Origin of the sequence: Plantactinospora sp. B6F1 (assembly GCF_040120695.1) — a bacterium.
Lineage (GTDB): Bacteria > Actinomycetota > Actinomycetes > Mycobacteriales > Micromonosporaceae > Plantactinospora.
The window spans coordinates 15,181-29,832 of record NZ_JBEEAC010000005.1 but is presented as its reverse complement, the minus strand read 5'-3'; the positions used below and the strand labels follow the sequence as shown (position 1 = coordinate 29,832).

Here is a 14,652-nt window from a genome sequence, read left to right as displayed (position 1 = left end):
TCCGTCCAGACGAACTTTTCTCACCGAGACTTTCGGTCAGTCTTCGTCGTCAGGGGCGACCACAATCCGCAAGCCACCAACCGGCGGCGGCAACGTCCGCGCCAGATGGACGGCGCCAGCCGACGCGTACAAGGCGTCAACATGCGACTCACCAGACCGGGAGAACACCCACACCCCGCCCCGCTTCAACAGCTCCGCACCCGCAACCTGAGCGTTGAGCAGCGGATCGTCACTCTGCGCGATCTTCGCAGACCGGACCTGCTCCTCGAAGCCCATACACACCGCCGGCACCTCGGCCTTGATCGCCTCCACCTTCACGCCCGGCGGCGGCCAGCGCCGGCCGCCCTCGTTCCGCTCCGCCATGTCCGCCGCCAACGCCGCAGACGGCCCGTTCGGCAGCCAGCCGAGAACCTGCGGCCGAACCCGGGCGATGACGTGCGGCAACTCCCGGCGCAGATCGTCGACACACGTCGGCCCGGACCACGCCTCCACAACCTCAATCCGCACCCGATCGTCCGGCAGCATCGCGGCGGCGGCCAGCGTCGCATGCAACCCGTCCGGGGCCAGGTCGAAACACAGCGCGATACGGGACCGGGCGTCATCGAGAGTGCCAGGGTCGAGACACCTGATCCACTGGCCGGGGTCGATCGCCGGGTTCAGCACCTTCACCCGGATACACATCACCTCGGTCTTGAACTCGGTCAACGCCTCCCCGCCCGTCTTCACCGCACGACGGGCATCGGCGAGCAGATCCTTGGCCTTCTGGCCGCGCCGGTTCATGTTCGGGTTCGCCTGCCCCAACGCGTGCACGTCGAGTGGGTCGGCGTCGCGTGGTGTCGACCATTCGGCCAGGAAGATGTCCGTGTCCGGGTCATGGGGCACCACCTCGGTGCCGTCGGGCATCTCCTCCACGATCGCGTCACGCAAGTCGTTGAGCACCACACTGCGGTCAGACCCGGCGTTCGACAGCAACCACGCCTGCGCGTCCTCGATCGAACCCATCGTCCGCACCGACGCGCCCCACGCCGAATAGTCGTAGTGGTGGCGCAGCTCGTCGAGAGCGAGCCGGTTCACCGACAGCGAACGGCCGCCCTCCTCGTTGCTGGCGTCGATCGCGTAGCTCGACCCCCACGGCTCGCCGGCCGCCGTCCGGGCCGGCGCGAAGATCTCAATCTCGCCGTTCGCCTCCCGATACCAGCGCCGACCCAGCAGCTCGTCGAGCCCGGCCGCCTCTATCAGCTTCCGCGACTTCAACCACAGCTTCTTCGCCATCGGCAGCTTCGTCGACGTAGCGAGGATCTGCGCCACCCGCTCGACGAACATCCAATACGGGACCAGCACCACCACGATCTCAGACTTGCCGTTCTGCCTGGCCACGAGTACCAGCCGGTACTTGAACCGCTCACGACCATCGGGCAGCAACTCGCCAGCGTGGATCACCGTCCACCGCTGCCACGGGTCGTACGGGTGCGCCAGCACATCCCGCGCGAAATCCACCTGATCGAACCCGATCGACGTGTCCGGCGTCAGGGCACACCCACACCCGCACGGGCCAGGCGAACCCGTCACCAGCGGCGGCGTCCACAGTCGCGGCGTGGTGCTACCCAGCACCTTCTCGACGTCGATTGCGTCGCCGGGTGAACTCGTCGAGTTGGGCAGCGACAGGGTTCCCATTCGGGGCACCTCCCTTCACCGTCCGGCCAGCAGCGGTCATCCCCAGCGCCGTCAGCGCGGCGAGCAGCTTCGGACCAAGGTCGCTCGCTACCGAGTGCGCCGCCAACGCCTGCTCGATCTTCGCCAGGTGATCCGGCGCCTTCGGATCACTCGACTCGGTAACCGCCAGCCGCAACGCCTTCAACGGCGCCTCGTACTTCGCCAACGGCACCGCATCGTCAATCAGGGCGGCGTACCGCTTCGCCAACGCCACCGCCCCGCCGTCCTGCTCCTCCGGCTTCGCCTTCCGCAGCGCGGCGGCAAGCGCCCGTGCCATCGGCCCCTGAGTCGTCACGGCGAGTCTCCTATCCGCTCACTACATCACTGAGTGTGGCCGGGCGCTGCCGGGGAGAGAGAGGACAGAAGGGCGTGGATGTCCTTACCCCCTCTGACCAGGGAAAACGCGCCCGCGCCTGCAAGTCTCTGACCTGCGGATATGTAGGGTGTCTTCATGTAGGGCGTCTGCTGGTTCATGGTCACCATTGTGTCCTTGGGTGTGGTGGTGGGTCGGGCTGGTTCAGCGGTGAGCCGATCTTGAGGTTGCATGGTGTGCAGGCGGCCATGAGTCGTGTGGGGTCGTCGCCTCGGGCTTTGCCGTGGGGGTGGTGGACGCAGTCGGCTTGTCCGAGGCAGTGGCGTTGCTGTCCGTCGCGGGTGGTCCAGGTTCCGGGTAGGGCGAGTTGGCAGCGTCCGCCGTTGTCTTGCTGGTTGCGGATGAGTACGGCGGCACGGATGCGTCGCCATCGTCGGGTGCTGCCGCGTTTCCATGCTGTGCTCACGGCTGGTCTTCGGTGTGTTGGCGGTGGGCGTCTGCGAGTACGTCGTCGGCTTGGGTGGCGGGGGTCATCCGGTCGACTGTGGTGTCGCGGCGGATGTGGTACCCGGGGGTGTTGGTGGTGGCGAGTTCGGGGCCGTGTTCGGCGCGGGTGGTGGTGGTCATTGGTTCTCCTCGGTGTGGGTGGGTCGCCATCCGTGTTGTCCGGCTCGGCGTAGGCGTGTGAGTGCGGCGGCCTGGTGGTCGTCGACCGTTGGTGTGTCGGGTGAGACAGTCTCGACCTGAGTCTCTGTAGTGAGTCCCTGGGCGCGGGCGAGGCGTTGTGCGTGCCGTGCCCGGAGGCCGTGGTCGCGGCGCTGGTCGAGTTGGGCGCGTTGGTCGCGTCGGGCTTGCCGGGCGGCGATGGTGTCGCCGACGGCGCGGCGGAGCCGGTCGGGCCAGTCGTCGGAGATGTGGGGGTCCACTTCTGGGGGCGTCATGACACCGTCCGGGGATAGGCGGGGGTAGGCCGAGTCCATCCCCGGCGAAGATCGATACGCGTTGTCGCAGGTAGCGGGGGCTGATTCATCGAAGCTCCGGGGGATACGGGTGATAGAACGCCGGATCCGACTCCTGCTGGCATCGTGGCGCCGAAAACCCCCTCCCCAAACCGGACGGAACCGGGTCGGAGTGGACACAGGAGAGGGGGTGTTTTTTCTTGCGCGCGTCTCGCGTGGTTGAAATCGCGGTTCTATCCCCCGGATCACCCGTAACGTCTATGTCTTGTGGGTGTTGACCTGCGAGTTTGCGAGTTGATCTGTTCCGGGGATAGAAGGCAAGATCAAACCTATCCCCCGTAGAGGTACCGGGGATGCAGGTCAGTGCACGGGGGATGGGATTTTCTATCCCCCGTAACCGGGTCACTGGGCGCCGTCCGGGATGGGGGTGTCCTTCGGGGTCACCGAGTACGACCACAGCTTGGTGTCGGAGTCGTAGTGTCCGTTGAGCCTGTAACCACCCCGGTACCGTCCCCGCTCGGCGGCGAGCATCTTCCCGAGGCCGACCGCCGACGGGATCGCACCGTCCTTCTTCCGCACCAGGAAGGTGCCCTTCCAATCCTGGTAGTCCGGATTCGAGCCGTACTCGCCACCGGTTACGGTCGTCTCCCGCAACTCCAGCGCCGTCATCTTCCGGTCCTGGAGCAGGGCGTACCAGCATGCGTAGAAGGCTCCGTACTGGGCTTCCTCCTCGTCGACCTCGTGAAGGCTGTCCCGGTTGGTCATGAACCCGGTCTCGCCGAGCCAGTCGAGGAACCCGGCGGTAGCCGACGCCCATGGGGTGAAGGTCCGCATCGGGGTCTCGATCCGCTTCGCTCCGGCGAGGATCCAGCCCCGGACCAGGATCAGCAGGTGCCGAAGGACGGTGGCCCGGTTCGTCGGGTCGGTCAGCCACTCCTCCAGGTCGCCGAGGGCGAACTTCGACGAGGGACGCATCTCCGGGTTCGGCATCTGCGCGTCCAGGCGGATCAGCACCGCCCGGGAGGCGTTGTCGCCGCCGATGGTCAGCGAGTTGCCGGTGATCATCCATACCCGGTCGTTGGGTACGCGGACGCTGGTGGAGAAGTTGAGGATCCGGTCTGACCAGACGGCCATTGTCAGCATCGCGGCCAACGTCGGCTGATCGACCGTCTCACCCTTGCCGACGTTGTCGAGCACCACGACGGCGCCGCCCTTGTCGACGAGGATCGACGTGATCGCCTTCCGGATTTCGCCATCGTCGCCGACCCACGGGCGCATGTGACCTGAGTAAATCTTGGTCATGATCAGGGTGAGCAGCGACTTGCCGGTGCCGGGCGAGGTCGCGTCGACTGCCCCGGCCGGTACCAGCACCCCGCCGAGGTAGTGCCGCATCAGCGGGGCCACCAACATGCCGATGTAGTTGGCGCGGCTCGGCCCGACCCACGGGAAGTCGGCGAGCAGTTTGCCGAGCAGGAACGTCTTCGCGGCCTCGATGTCTTCGGCGGTCGGCATCTCGGGGATGTCTTCGATCGGCAGGATCGGCGCGTAGATGACCCTGGTCGCCTTGTCGTAGCCGGGCGTCTGTACGAGGGTGCCGTCGGGTCGGAACAGGGGCGCGGTGACGATGCCGTCGAGCACGGGCAGGTTGTCCCACCGGGTAGAGGACAGGGCTGACGCAGCGACGAACTGCTTCGGCGTCGCCTCCACCTCGATCGGCTCGGTCGACCCGTCGGGCAGCTTCTCGTTGACCAGCTCGTACGTGTACGTGTGGTCGGCGAGCAGACGGGCGAGCTTGACCGGTTCGACGATGGTGATGATCTGGGCCGGTTCGTCGTCGGTGGTCATGGCACCAGTCGGGGTCTCCACCACGACAACTCCGCCGGCCCGGACGTAGGTGTCGGGCAGAGCGCCGGTGTCAATGGCCTTGGCGAGGTTACGGATCGACTCCGGGTCGGTGTCGAGTTCGATCCGTGGCTTGTTCGTCTCGGCGAGCCGTTCCCGACGGGCCACGATCTCGGCTCGCCGCGCCTCGGCCTGACGTGCCTTCTCCTCCTTCTCCGCCTGCTTGGCGAGGAACCGTTCGTGAACCTCGCGTGCCTGCCGCGCCTTGGCGCTCTCTCGCTGCCCTTCTCCCTGAATCAGGGCGAGTGGAGGCCGTTCACCGGCCGGCTCGGTGGTCATGTCGTCGGGCTCCTGCTCCGCCGGGATGCGCCGGTTGTCGGCTCGGTCGTCGACCTGGTGGCGCCGGGTGGGAGGTTCGCGGGTGTAGTTGTCCGGCCAGTCCGGACCGTCGCCGGTTTCGGCGTGGTGGTCGGTGATCGGCTTCTGCGTCACGCCGCACCGCGTTCCGCCTGGCCGACCAGGGCAAGATGCCGGCGACGGTTGACAACGGTCACCTTCGGCATCACCGACCAGTGGTCCGGGTTCTTCGGCGTGATGTGACCACCGTGCCGGTTACGCGGGCATGGGCACGACCACACCGACTGGAGCGCGGTCACGTCGACCTCACCGGGCACGGCCACGTCGGGCCACTCCATCACTTCGTAGATCGCGGCGTGCGTCCGGTCGCGCGGCCGGCGGGCTTCCCGTTCGACTCCGGCGGCCATCTCGGCGAGCCGGGCCGTGACCCGCTGCTCACGGCTCAACCGGGGCTCGGCGAACTCGGCCCAGCAGGCGGCGACTTCGGCCATGTCCTCGGTGACGGCGTGCGCCCGGCCGGACTCGTACGCGAGGGCGACGAGGTAGGCGACCTGCTCGCGGGTGTATGTGGTCTGACCGTCTCGGATGGAGGCGGTCGCGTTCAGCGTCACGCCGGCTGTCAGGGTGGTCACCGGGCGCCACTCCGGTGAGGGGTGTTGCGGGTCATGGTGACCCCCGTTCTGTTCGTAGGGACTTGAAGTGCTCCCCAGCGCGCCCCGGTCGCCACTTGACGGCGACGTGTCCCGGCCGGTCCCGGTCTCGGGGCTGGTGTTCAGGTCGACCGCTTGGCTTCTTTGCGGCGCTCGACGGGCCGGAGCTGGTACTGCTTGCCGCTGGTCGGGCATTTCCGGATCGCCCGTCCGGACAGCAATCGATCTGTGTCAACGGCCCGATGGTTGTGCATGCCCCCGCAAATCGGGCACGTGAGGACGGCGACGGTCCACATGGTTCGGCCGGTGGTCGGCGGTCCGGCGTAGGCCCGTCCGGCGGGCAGGGTGGGAGTGGCGGTCACTGGGCACCCCCGGTGATCCGGTCGTGCTCGTCGGCGGCGTCGTTGAGAAGGCGGGCAAGGTGCCGGGCGCGGGCCGGGGTTAGGAACTGTCCGCCGAGCAGGTCACTGATGGCCCGGTGGGCGTACCAGCCGTGCGTGTCACGGACGAAGACGCGTTGCCGGAGGACGATGGCGGCGTTCCGGTCGCCGGTCCGCTCGACGCCGACAGTGTGGGTGACGTCTATCTGATTGCGGCTGGTCTTGTCGCGCATCGGGCCGCCCTCTGTGGCGATGAGCGGCGCGGAGATGTGCAGTCCCTCGTCGGGGTTGCACTCGATGCGGTCGCACCAGTCGGTGCAGTCGTCGGGTTGGATCCCGTGGCTGGGACTGTCGGACCTGTGTGCTTTACTGGTCTCGGACATAGATGGACCTCTTTCGGGGTTCGGGCCGGCCGGTGGTGCAACACCGAGCCGGCCAGCGTCGTTTACGACCGTGTTGTCAGGCGGCCTCGGGGCGGTGGCGGGGTTGGCGGACGTTCACCGGGTGGAGTTCGTGGACGTGGCCGGCGTTGAACGCGGCCCTGAGTTCGTCGATCTGCTCGGGCACGAGGCGGGGTGCGGCGGCCACGGTTGCGCGCATCCATGCTGGCGGGTTGGCGATCAGGTCAGCCAGATCATGTCGATCCACTAGACACCAACCAGGTCAGCGGCCAGCAGGTCCACCACCTTGCACCCGAGCGCGTCAGCGAGCGCCTTGGTGATGCGGGGGTCGGGGTACGGGCGGGCGCCCAACTCGATGCGGGAGATGTGGGACTGTCCGACGCCGGAACGCCGAGCAAGCTCCGTCTGTGTGTATCCGCGTTCGACGCGGATGCCCCGGATGGCGCGTGCGTTGACGCGCGGTCCCCGGGCGCCTCGGGGGTGCTTATCCATGAGATCGAGTATGCCACGTCATGCTGAGTAGTCAACTTGATCTAGCATCGTTCAGCATCCGACACTCAGCACCGCTGGACACCGAGCGATGTCGACAACCATGATTGAGTTGCGCATCGCGTGTCATCAGAGTGCGCATAATGACGGCTGGACAACCGCCAACCAGGGCGGGCCGGCTATGCCATGACTGCTGGGGGTCAACGAATGTCGATCGATCCGGAGATCTGGGAACCGGAGTGGTACGGGCAGCAACTCAAGGAGCGCCGCGAGCTAGTCGGTCTCACTCAAGCCGAGGTCGGCAAGCTCGCCGCCGTACATCGGGGAACCATCCGAAACGTGGAACTAGGCCGCCCGTTGGAGCTGCGTACCCACACCAACGTTCGTCGCATCCTCGGCCTGACACCGCACCCATCCGGACGGCCACCACGTCCATCAGACCCGATGACCGAGGTTCTGACGCCAGCAACCGCTAGCGCGGTCGCACGGACCTTGCTCAGCATCGTTGACGGCCGAGTGGGTCAGGGCACCGTCAACAACTACCTGGGGATCATCGCCGACGTTGCCCACGGACGCCTTCACGAGACCCAATGGGATCTCCTCAAGGTGAGCGTGGCTGACCTGATGCCACGTGAGCAGGGTGAGGCTCTGCTTGCCGAGGTGCGTGCCCAAACTGAGGTGATCGCCTCATCCGAGCCGATGCCCAGCCGCTACGAAACGTCCTGGGCCGAGCGCGCCGAGGAGGTTCGGCAACTCCAGTTAGGCGCGCTACTAGGCGACGATGCCGGCAACACCGTGGCGGTAACCGGGCTGGACGCGGGCGTACCACGACCCGTCATGTCGTTGATCCTGCGCGCCGACGTACCCGACGAGGCGAAGATGCGCCTGATGCAACACGCCGCGCAGCGGGCCAGGCAGATGGAAGAATCACTGATCAGTGAGGTTCGGCTACTGGTCGAGCAGATGCAGCGTTAACCCTGGTTGACGTCGGCGCCGGCCTCGCGCCACAAGTCGCCCCACGACCGGTCGTCGCCGCGCCACCGCGAACCGGCGAGGCGCCACCGGTCGAACTTCGGGCCGCCGCCCCGGGCGCCGGGGACCAGGACGACATGGGCCAAGGCACGCACCACGTCCCGACGCTTCCGGGCCGGCAGGCCAGACCACTTGTCGGCAATGTCCTTGGCGCTGGTGAACTCGGCCAGTTCGGAGGGCATCGACAGCCGGTCCACCTTGGCGGCGGCGGCCTCGATCTGCGGCAGCAACCTGGCCTCGACGGCGGCCAACCCGGCGGCGGATAGTCCGGCGGCCGGGTCGGCGGCCCGGCTGTAGAAGCTGTCCAGGTGGTCGCGTAGCCGCTTCTCTTCCGCGCGGGCGGCCTCTACCGCCGAGTCGTCGGAGTCGGGGTTGAAGATGGTGTCGGCGTCCGGGCCGGTGAGCCGTAGCAGGATCAGAGGTTCGATGGTGCCCTCAAGTCCGCGTGCCGAGCCGGACACCTTGTAACACTCCGGGTTGCGGCACTGGTAGGCGTAGGCGCCGCCCTGGGATCGACTGACTGACCGGAGGGTGCTGCCGCACACGCTGCACTCAACCGCGCCGGTCAGCCAGTGTGAAACCCTCGGATCGTTGTGGAGGCTGCGCGACTTGGTGAGCCGGTCGTAGGCGCGTTGCCATACCTTCGGGTCGACCAGCGGTTGCCACTTGCCGGGGCCGATCGCCTTCTCCTGGTGTACCCGGATGCCCGCGTACGCGGGTCGGATGGCGAGTTGCCGGACCTGTCGGTCGGTCCACGGTCCCGCCTTCATGTGCTGGTGGTCGCGGTTGCAGTCGTTCGGGCATGGCTGTTGCGGGGTGGGGATGCCCCGCTCGTTGAGCTTGGCTGCGATCTTCCCCGCCTGCTCCCCGTCGGCCAGGGCGGTGATGATCTCGCGGACGACTGGCGCCTGTTCGGGGTGCGGTATCTGTTCGACGAACTTGCCCCGGTCGTCGTAGACCCGCTTGAAGCCGAACCCTAGGCGGCCGACCGGGCGGCCTTCCCGGGCTGCGATGCGCTTACCCCGGCGGGTCCGTTCGCTGATCTTCGCCGATTCGTCGGCGGCGTCGACACCTTCGTCTGCGAGGGTGCGCCAGTCGCGGCGGACGCTCAGGTTGTAGGTGCGGCCGTGGGACAGGATCCGGATCCGGGTTCCTTGGGTGCGGCACAGCTTGAGGAAGGTGAACCACTCGACCTCTTCGCGGCTGCCTCGGCTGGACTCCCACATGGAGAGGATCTGGCACCGGCCGGAGCGGATGTGGGCGAGGAGTTCACCGAAGTCGGGCCGGGGTCGCCGCGCGTACTGGGATGCGGACCGGTCCGGGTCGGCGAAGATCCGCCCGACCTCGAACCCTTGGTCTTCGCAGTCGTCGCGGAACTCGGCTTCCTGGCCGGCGACTGACTGTCCGTCGTCCCGGTTGGACTTTCTCCCGTAAAAGTCTGCCGCTGTCACCCTTGCAGACTAGGCGCAAGACGGTTTATCTTCAAGAAGTCGGTGATCAGCAGGGTGAAGACGAACATCAACGCCACCAGCACACCGGCCCGCTGCCAGGAGCCGAGCAGGTCGAAGTGCCCCAGCAGGGAGAGGTCCGGGGTGTCCACCACCCGCTCCGGCAGCGCCGGCACGTTCAGTGACCAGCCCGACGGGTTGGGCCGGCCGTCGACCAGCGACGGGCCGACCTTGGCGACCGCCTCCACCACGATCGCCAGCACGGTCGAGGAGAGGATGCCGATCAGGATCGCGCCCCTGACCCGGCGCACCACCAGCACCAGCGTGACCAGCAGGCCGAGTACGAAGACCAGCGCCGGCCAGGTGACCAGCTTGCCGCCGATGCCCAGCCCGACCGGCACGGTGGTGCCGGCGGCGTCCGGGATCCGCCGGACGAACCCGGCGTCGACCAGTCCGATGATCGTCAGGAACAGCCCGATGCCCACCCCGATCGCCGTCTTGAGCTGGGTCGGCACCGCCCGGAACACGGCGGTACGCAGCCCGGTCAGCACCAGGATGCCGATGACCACACCCTCGATCACCACCAGGCCCATCGCGTCGGCCCAGGTCATCTGCGGTGCGATCTCGAGCGCCACCAGGGCGTTGACACCCAGCCCGGCGGCCAGCGCCAGCGGGAACCGGCCGACCACACCCATCAGGATCGTCATCACCCCGGCAACCAGGGCGGTTCCGGCGGCCAGCGCCGGGATGGCCAGCCGGGCGCCGTCGCCGTCGACCGCGTTGCCCAGGATGAGCGGGTTGAGCACCACGATGTAGGCCATGGTGAAGAACGTGGCGAGACCGCCGCGCACCTCCCGGTTCACCGTCGAGCCACGTGCCGTGATCTCGAAGTACCGGTCGAAGGCGTTACCGGCGGCCGGCCGGCCGGGCGGCGGCGTCGGGACTTTGTGCATCGGGTCCTCGCGAAGGGTGTACGAGTGCGCTCGGGGCGTCGTTGACCCGATCCTCGTTGATCGGGTCGTCGTTGATCGGGGCATCGTCCCAGATCACCGGTGACCGGCAAAGAGCTTCCCGGTTGCCGACGCCCAGCAGTACGGCCGTACGCTGGAGCGATGCCCGAGGAGCCGCAGATCGAGCCGCTCGACCCGCCGATGGTCCCGTTCGCCGTGGCCGGGCTGGTGATCTGGGCGGCCGTCGGGCTGGTGCTGCTGCTCTTCGGCGGCGACTGGCTCGCCGACACCGGCCGCGAGCACTGGCTCTGGACCTGCCTGGCCGGTTTCCTGCTGGGCTTCCCCGGGCTGGCCGTGATGCTCCGGCACGACGCCAACCGCCGCCGCCGTCGCGCCGACGGTTGACCGTTCCCCGGTCAGCCGTGCCCGTACGGCTCCGGGGGTTCGGCGGCCTCGACCGAGCCGGGCGCCCGGCTGACCGCGATCGCCTCGACCTCGCTGTCGTCGTAGATGGTCGGCAGCTCGTCGACCGGTGTCTCGGCCGACTCGACCAGCGTCTCGGAGTGCGCCCCGCAGCCATGGTCGGCGCTGACCGCCCGGCCGTCGTCGGGGGCGAAGAAGTTTCCGCAGACCCCGAAGGACTGGCGCAGCGCGCCGGCCAGCGGGAGATAGAAGCCACAGGTGCCGCAGCGGGCGGCGCGCGGCGCGGCGATCGCGATCGGCGCGCTCGGCCCGTGGTCGCCGTCGTACCACCGCTGGGCGGTCTCGATCCGGCCCTCCCGGGACATCACCCGGGGCCGCCCGAGACCCAGCTCCCAGGCCGTCTCCTCCACCGCCGGATCGTCCGAGAGCAGGTAGCCGGGAACGAGTCGCTCGTCGTCGGACGGGGTGGGGAGCAGGTCACCGACCCCGAGGTCGCCCGGCTGGAGCCGCTCCTGCCACGGCAACCAGCTCGGCGCGAGCAGCGCGTCCGGGCCGGGCAGCAGGAGCGTCTCGCAGATCGTGACGTGCCGGCTGCGCGGCACCCGGGTCACCGTCACCGCCCACTGCCAGCCCTGGTAGCCGGCCATCCGACACTCGAAGAGATGCGTCACGAGCCGGTCGCCCTCGGCGATCGCCCCCTGGTGGTCGCCGACGTCGGCGGGGTCGACCTCGGTGATGCCCTCCCGCGCCACGTCGACGGCGCTGGCACAGACCTGGTCGAGGCGGGCGGCTCTGGCCGTGGTGCTCCTGGTCACCCACCCATTCTTGCCTATCCTTGACGACGGGTCGGCGGCACTCCCCCGGCACTTCGCACCGCAGAGATATCTCGGCACAGATCCGACGGTCGTCGACCGGATGGGCGAGGATGATGCTCATGCCGCTGTTCACCCGCTCCGGGCGATCGGTACCCGGGCGTGTCGTCGGTACGGCGATCCGGGGCGTCCGGCTGCTCTTCCGGGGTTCGCTCGGCAGTGCCCGCTGGACGACCCGCCGGGTCGCCCAGGTACGCGCGAAGGGTGCCGGCGGCGAGACAGGGATGGTCCGGCTCTTCGACCTGCACGCCGCCTCGTGTGCCGGCGACACGTTGATCACGATCGGACTGGCCGGGACGATCTTCTTCAACGCCCCGCTCGGTGAGGCACGGAGCAGGGTCGCGCTCTATCTGTTGGTCACCATGGTGCCGTTCGCGCTGCTCGCCCCGGTGGTGGGACCGCTACTCGACCACTTCCGGCACGGACGCCGCTACGCCCTGGCCGCCACAATGCTGGGGCGGGCCTTCCTGGCCTGGCTGATCTCGGACTACATCCACGGTTTCGGCCTCTATCCGGCCGCCTTCGGCGTACTGGCGCTGTCCCGGGCGTACGGGGTGGCCCGGTCGGCGGCGGTGCCCCGGCTGCTGCCGGAGGGGATCGGACTCTCCCAGGCCGGCGCCCGGGCCAGCGTGTACGGCTCGATCGCCGGCGGCGTGGTCCTGCCGATCGGACTGGCCGCGTTCTGGTTCGGTCCACAGTGGCCGCTCCGGGTCGCCTCGGTGATCTTCCTGGTCGGGATGGTGATCGCGTTGCGCCTGCCACCCCGGGCCGACTCCGACCCGCCGGAGACGGTGCCCAGGGCCTTCCAGGCGCTCCGACCGGGCCGGAACGGGCGGGAACGGGCACTCAGCCGCAGCGGCCCGGGTGGCCGGCTGGTGATCAGCGCCCTGGTCGGCAGCGCCCTCCTGCGCGGCGTCTACGGCTTCCTGCTGCTCTTCCTCGCCTTCGCGATCAAGGCGGGTGACCTGGACACCGAACTCCTCGGCCGCCAGCGCGGCGCGGAGGTCGCGCTCGGGCTGGTCGGCGCGGGTCTCGGCATCGGCACGTTCCTGGCCACCGCGCTCGGCACCCGGCTACGCATCCACCGTCCGGTCGCGCTCCAGGCCGCCGGCCTGGTGCTGGTGGCCGGGGTCGGGGTGCTGGCCGCCCTCCGGTTCTCCCTGCTGCTGGTCGCCCTGCTCTGCCTGGTCACCGCCGTGGTCAGCGGCATCGCGAAACTGGCCGTCGACGCCTCCATCCAGGAACGGGTCCCGGAGCGGCTCCGGGCGACCGGATTCGCGCACTCCGAGACTGTGCTCATGCTGGCCTTCGTCGCCGGCGGCGGACTCGGTCTGGTACCGCTGGACGGTCGGCTCGGGGTCGGGCTGCTCGCCGGCCTCGCCGCCGTCGGTACGGTCTGGGCCTTCGTCGTCGCCACCCGGCTGCGCGGCCATCGACTCTCCGGGCGGGCGATGGCCGACGCCGAACCACCGGAGACCGGCCGTCCGGACGGTGGCCGGCGGCCGGGGGACGACCCGGCGCCCACCTCCCCGGCGCCGGTCGCCAACCGTCGGGAAGTCGACGAGGCTGCCACCGGGGCAGCCGCGGAGCGCGGTGAGGACCCGCACTTCGCGCCCCCCGGCTACCACATCTACCGGCCGTCGTCCGCGGTACCCGGCTCCGGGCCGGGCGAGGAGGGCTCGCGCCGAGAGACCCGGGGGACGTAGTGGCCGAGGGGATACTCGTGGTCACGGCCGTGCCGGCCGAGGCCGAGGCGGTGCGGGCCGGTCTGGTCGCCGACGCGGTCACCGTCGAGCCGGTCGGGGTCGGCCCGGCCGCGGCCGCCGCCGGGACCGCCCGGCTGCTCGCGCTGGCCGAGGCGGCCGGGAGGCCGTACCGGGGAGTGCTCAGCGCCGGCATCGGCGGCGGCTTTCCCGGCCGGGCCCCGGTCGGCGGGATCGTGGTCGCGACCCGCAGCGTCGCGGCCGACCTGGGCGCCGAATCGCCGGACGGGTTCCTCACCCTCGACGAACTGGGCTTCGGCAGCACTGTCGTGCCCGCCGACCCGGCCCTGCTGGACGTGCTCCGCGCCGGCCTGCCGCAGGCGGTCACGGGCGCGGTTCTCACCCTCGGCACGGTGACCGGCACCGCCGCGAGCACCGCCGCCCTGCTGGCCCGACACCCGGACGCGGTGGCCGAGGCGATGGAGGGGTACGGGGTGGCGACCGCCGCCGTCGCCGTCGGACTCCCCTTCGCCGAGCTGCGTACGATCTCCAACCCGGTCGGGCCCCGGGACCGCGCCGCGTGGCGGATCGGCGACGCCTTCGCGGCCCTGACCGCCGCCTTCGCCACGGTCGGCCAGAAGCTCTGAGTTGATCCGGGACCGGGCCCCGACCGCGGGTGCGGTGCGGTTCGTCAGTCGGGGCGATGCAGGGTCAGCCGCATCGGTCGGCTCGCCTCGGGCCGGAACCCACAGCGGACCAGGAACTCCACGCCGTCGAGCTCGGTGACGGCCTGGGCGACCCGGATCCCATTTCGGTCCATCTCGGCGAGAAGTCCGGCGAGGAGTAGCCGCCCGATGCCCAGCCCCCGGCATTCCGCGGCGACCACTATCCCAATAACAGCGGACCGGGGCTGACGCCGGCGCAGGGCCCGACCAGTGAACCTTTTTCAACCTGAACCGCGGCGCTCACACACGGCGTCCGACCTTGCGCTCCGACGGACCGCAAGGGGAGGTGGGAAAAGGCTCACTGACATGTCGGGTCGCAGACTGTCGAGCTGCCCCACGTGTGCGTCCGCAGCCTGCCGCCGCACCCCGCCACCAGCAACGGGATACGCGGCGGA

At 69.3% G+C, this 14,652-nt stretch carries 15 protein-coding genes and 1 pseudogene; 5 read left to right on the top strand and 11 right to left on the bottom strand.

Annotation, left to right across the window (positions count from 1 at the left end; all coding sequences use genetic code 11):
• Nucleotides 1–36: 36 nt before the first annotated feature.
• The 6 genes from ABNF97_RS09360 to ABNF97_RS09335 all read right to left on the bottom strand — a co-directional run bounded on the left by ABNF97_RS09360 (nucleotide 37) and on the right by ABNF97_RS09335 (nucleotide 6,597).
• Nucleotides 37–1,497, bottom strand: coding sequence for a terminase large subunit domain-containing protein (locus ABNF97_RS09360; protein WP_349338270.1), 1,461 nt, complete (start codon nucleotides 1,495–1,497; stop codon nucleotides 37–39).
• A 103-nt stretch (nucleotides 1,498–1,600) separates the two neighbouring features.
• Complete coding sequence (locus tag ABNF97_RS09355) at nucleotides 1,601–2,008, bottom strand: terminase small subunit (RefSeq protein WP_349338269.1); 408 nt, start codon at nucleotides 2,006–2,008, stop codon at nucleotides 1,601–1,603.
• Between the two features lie 480 nt (nucleotides 2,009–2,488).
• Nucleotides 2,489–2,653: a hypothetical protein gene (locus ABNF97_RS09350; protein WP_349338268.1), complete on the bottom strand. Its 165-nt coding sequence runs from the start codon at nucleotides 2,651–2,653 to the stop codon at nucleotides 2,489–2,491.
• Between the two features lie 734 nt (nucleotides 2,654–3,387).
• Entirely contained in the window at nucleotides 3,388–5,319 is a 1,932-nt protein-coding gene (locus tag ABNF97_RS09345) for a cell envelope integrity TolA family protein (RefSeq protein ID WP_349338267.1), read from the bottom strand.
• Complete coding sequence (locus tag ABNF97_RS09340) at nucleotides 5,316–5,816, bottom strand: hypothetical protein (protein WP_349338266.1); 501 nt, start codon at nucleotides 5,814–5,816, stop codon at nucleotides 5,316–5,318. The genes ABNF97_RS09345 and ABNF97_RS09340 overlap by 4 nt, the downstream gene beginning before the upstream one ends.
• Before the next feature lie 376 nt (nucleotides 5,817–6,192).
• Nucleotides 6,193–6,597: a hypothetical protein gene (locus ABNF97_RS09335; RefSeq protein WP_349338265.1), complete on the bottom strand. Its 405-nt coding sequence runs from the start codon at nucleotides 6,595–6,597 to the stop codon at nucleotides 6,193–6,195.
• Between the two features lie 121 nt (nucleotides 6,598–6,718).
• On the opposite strand from ABNF97_RS09335, the gene ABNF97_RS09330 reads away from it, so the two are divergent.
• Nucleotides 6,719–6,865, top strand: coding sequence for a hypothetical protein (locus tag ABNF97_RS09330; protein WP_349338264.1), 147 nt, complete (start codon nucleotides 6,719–6,721; stop codon nucleotides 6,863–6,865).
• Here the strand turns inward: ABNF97_RS09330 and ABNF97_RS09325 are convergent.
• Nucleotides 6,862–7,107 (bottom strand): helix-turn-helix domain-containing protein, encoded by a 246-nt coding sequence (locus ABNF97_RS09325; protein WP_349338263.1) that lies wholly within the window; start codon nucleotides 7,105–7,107, stop codon nucleotides 6,862–6,864. The genes ABNF97_RS09330 and ABNF97_RS09325 overlap by 4 nt on opposite strands.
• A gap of 204 nt (nucleotides 7,108–7,311) precedes the next feature.
• Here ABNF97_RS09325 and ABNF97_RS09320 point away from each other — a divergent pair, with 204 nt between their 5' ends.
• Nucleotides 7,312–8,079: a helix-turn-helix transcriptional regulator gene (locus ABNF97_RS09320; RefSeq protein WP_349338262.1), complete on the top strand. Its 768-nt coding sequence runs from the start codon at nucleotides 7,312–7,314 to the stop codon at nucleotides 8,077–8,079.
• On the opposite strand, the gene ABNF97_RS09315 is transcribed toward ABNF97_RS09320, so the two are convergent.
• Together ABNF97_RS09315 and ABNF97_RS09310 are read right to left on the bottom strand one after the other, a co-directional pair.
• On the bottom strand, nucleotides 8,076–9,587 hold the full coding sequence (locus tag ABNF97_RS09315) for a recombinase family protein (RefSeq protein ID WP_349338261.1): 1,512 nt from the start codon (nucleotides 9,585–9,587) through the stop codon (nucleotides 8,076–8,078). The genes ABNF97_RS09320 and ABNF97_RS09315 overlap by 4 nt on opposite strands.
• 35 nt (nucleotides 9,588–9,622) lie before the next feature.
• A pseudogene (locus ABNF97_RS09310) lies at nucleotides 9,623–10,537 on the bottom strand (solute carrier family 23 protein); the annotation flags it as partial.
• Nucleotides 10,538–10,696: 159 nt separating this feature from the next.
• Here ABNF97_RS09310 and ABNF97_RS09305 point away from each other — a divergent pair.
• Nucleotides 10,697–10,939: a DUF2530 domain-containing protein gene (locus tag ABNF97_RS09305; RefSeq protein ID WP_130461723.1), complete on the top strand. Its 243-nt coding sequence runs from the start codon at nucleotides 10,697–10,699 to the stop codon at nucleotides 10,937–10,939.
• 11 nt (nucleotides 10,940–10,950) lie between these two features.
• Here ABNF97_RS09305 and ABNF97_RS09300 read toward each other — a convergent pair whose 3' ends face one another.
• Nucleotides 10,951–11,790 carry a DUF3027 domain-containing protein gene (locus ABNF97_RS09300; RefSeq protein WP_130465779.1) on the bottom strand — a complete coding sequence of 280 codons (840 nt, stop codon included), beginning with the start codon at nucleotides 11,788–11,790 and terminating at the stop codon, nucleotides 10,951–10,953.
• A 101-nt stretch (nucleotides 11,791–11,891) separates the two neighbouring features.
• On the opposite strand from ABNF97_RS09300, the gene ABNF97_RS09295 reads away from it, so the two are divergent.
• Nucleotides 11,892–13,535 carry an MFS transporter gene (locus ABNF97_RS09295; protein WP_349338260.1) on the top strand — a complete coding sequence of 548 codons (1,644 nt, stop codon included), beginning with the start codon at nucleotides 11,892–11,894 and terminating at the stop codon, nucleotides 13,533–13,535.
• An 11-nt stretch (nucleotides 13,536–13,546) separates the two neighbouring features.
• Nucleotides 13,547–14,179, top strand: coding sequence for a futalosine hydrolase (locus ABNF97_RS09290; protein WP_349338425.1), 633 nt, complete (start codon nucleotides 13,547–13,549; stop codon nucleotides 14,177–14,179).
• A 44-nt stretch (nucleotides 14,180–14,223) separates the two neighbouring features.
• Here ABNF97_RS09290 and ABNF97_RS09285 read toward each other — a convergent pair whose 3' ends face one another.
• Entirely contained in the window at nucleotides 14,224–14,457 is a 234-nt protein-coding gene (locus tag ABNF97_RS09285) for a GNAT family N-acetyltransferase (protein WP_349338424.1), read from the bottom strand.
• Nucleotides 14,458–14,652: the final 195 nt, after the last annotated feature.

Coding starts and splice junctions, on each gene's coding strand:
- ABNF97_RS09350 (WP_349338268.1), bottom strand. CDS start 2,653: ATGACCACCACCACCCGCGCCGAACACGGCCCCGAACTCGCCACCACC.
- ABNF97_RS09335 (WP_349338265.1), bottom strand. CDS start 6,597: ATGTCCGAGACCAGTAAAGCACACAGGTCCGACAGTCCCAGCCACGGG.
- ABNF97_RS09325 (WP_349338263.1), bottom strand. CDS start 7,107: ATGGATAAGCACCCCCGAGGCGCCCGGGGACCGCGCGTCAACGCACGC.
- ABNF97_RS09320 (WP_349338262.1), top strand. CDS start 7,312: ATGTCGATCGATCCGGAGATCTGGGAACCGGAGTGGTACGGGCAGCAA.
- ABNF97_RS09305 (WP_130461723.1), top strand. CDS start 10,697: ATGCCCGAGGAGCCGCAGATCGAGCCGCTCGACCCGCCGATGGTCCCG.
- ABNF97_RS09295 (WP_349338260.1), top strand. CDS start 11,892: ATGCCGCTGTTCACCCGCTCCGGGCGATCGGTACCCGGGCGTGTCGTC.